The sequence below is a fragment of the Bacillus sp. JJ1127 genome (assembly GCF_036965845.1).
Lineage (GTDB): Bacteria > Bacillota > Bacilli > Bacillales > Bacillaceae_G > Bacillus_A.
The window spans coordinates 1-1,856 of sequence record NZ_JBALQK010000325.1 but is presented as its reverse complement, the minus strand read 5'-3'; the positions used below and the strand labels follow the sequence as shown (position 1 = coordinate 1,856).

The following is a 1,856-nucleotide window of genomic DNA, read 5'->3' as shown; positions in this document are numbered from 1 at the left end:
TAAATATCCTAATATACTTTTATTTAGGTTTTGTATAAAAAATCGAAATATAAAATAAATTAAACTCTTTTTCTATATTTTGTGATACTATATTGATTTGAAAGCATTATATTACATAAATCGACAATGTACTATAATGAAATTAATGGAATGAATGTATGGGGGGACAACATGGGGAATGTTGCTATTTTCGAAAATTTTCTTGTAGAAGAACCAAGAAAAGAACAGTTATTTTCATTATTTGAAGAAGTGTTTGGTATTTCAGTGCAAACCTTACAAGATTTTGATGCGAGAGGATTCTGGGATCATACATATAAGCCAGTTTCATTTATTCATGGGGAAAAGGTAATTGCTAATGTTTCAAGTTTTTCTCTACCACTCCGTGTAAATGGTAATACTGTGAATGCGGCGGGAATTCAATCGGTTATGACGCATCCTGATTATCGTCGGAAAGGCTTGATGAAACAACTTCTTTGTGAAGTTTTACAACAAATTGATAGCCAGTATGAGTGCACAATTTTATTTACAGAGCATCCTAAGCTATATGAAAATTTTGGTTTTCAAGTTATAAAAGAACATCTGATGACATTATCATATGCTAGTGATGAAACAACAGGCTCATCACTTCGAAAATTAAATTATTTTCATGAAGAAGATATAGAGTTAATGAAAGAAAAGCTTGAGGACAGCCAGCCACTTTCTAATATGTTTTCCACATTAAACTACCAATCTTCTTTTTATTTTAATATGTACGAAACTAGGTGGAATGACAAGCTACATTATTCAGAGAAATTGGATGCACTTATTGTGTATGAAGTGAAAGAAGAAACATTAAAGTTATTTGGAGTGTTTGCACCAATTTTACCAATTTTAGATGAAGTATGTGCTGAAATCCCTGAATCATTTACAGAAATTGAGTTTTACTTTTATCCTGATGAGTTAGGAATTGAGGATTTAGCATATAAGGAATTTCAGTCTAATAAGTATTTAATGGTTCGAAGCAGTAATAAGATTCATTTCAATGAGTATAAGTTTCCGATCTTAACTGAATTTTAATGTGTACTCTCAAAAGGTTTTTATGGAGGGACTATGAAAACATTTTACATACCCAATCATATAGAACAACTTACAGTAATGAATGAACCAAAATATCATGAGGTAAAAGATAAAGCATTTATTGTTTATTCAAGTGAAGAAACGGATTTTTGGTTAAAAACACATTATGGATTCGAAGTGATGAATGGTCATGTATTTTACGAAGAGGTTTCTGTAGACTTTCAAGCTGAAGTTTCATTACGTATGAATCCGCGGGCAACATATGATCAAGCTGGGCTGTTTGTTATGTTATCTGAAGAATGCTGGTTAAAAACATCACTTGAATATATTCCTGAAGGTCCATCACATTTAGGGGCTGTGGTGACGAATAGTGGGTATTCGGATTGGTCGACACAAAATTTCTCAAATGAATTCGTCAAACAACAGCTTCGTTTCCGAATTATTCGGAAGAATGGTGATTATACCATTTATGTGCGAACTGAACAAATGAGCGATGATTGGGAACAGGTTCGAATTGCGCATCTTATGGAAGATCGCGGTAATTGTCCTGTGAAAATAGGGTTTTATACTTGTAGTCCATCAAAAAATAATGGGTTTGAAACAGAATTTTTTGATTTTATAATTGAACATATGTAATTGAATCTCGCCGCATTCTAATGAAAGAATGCGGCTTTACTATTGTTTAGAAATTACAATTTTTATAGTTACCTAAGTGGAACATATGGGCAAATTTTATCTTGCATGAAAGTAAGACACATGAATTGAAGAATGGGGGATTAATATTTATCCTGCTATTTGCG

2 protein-coding genes are annotated in these 1,856 nt (G+C 32.2%); both read left to right on the top strand.

Annotated elements, in window-relative coordinates; all coding sequences use genetic code 11:
* Positions 1 to 171 precede the first annotated feature (171 nt).
* Entirely contained in the window at positions 172 to 1,056 is an 885-nt protein-coding gene (locus tag V7183_RS23700) for a GNAT family N-acetyltransferase (RefSeq protein WP_097894920.1), read from the top strand.
* 33 nt (positions 1,057 to 1,089) lie between these two features.
* Complete coding sequence (locus tag V7183_RS23695; RefSeq protein WP_097894919.1) at positions 1,090 to 1,692, top strand: DUF1349 domain-containing protein; 603 nt, start codon at positions 1,090 to 1,092, stop codon at positions 1,690 to 1,692.
* The last annotated feature ends 164 nt before the right edge of the window (positions 1,693 to 1,856 follow it).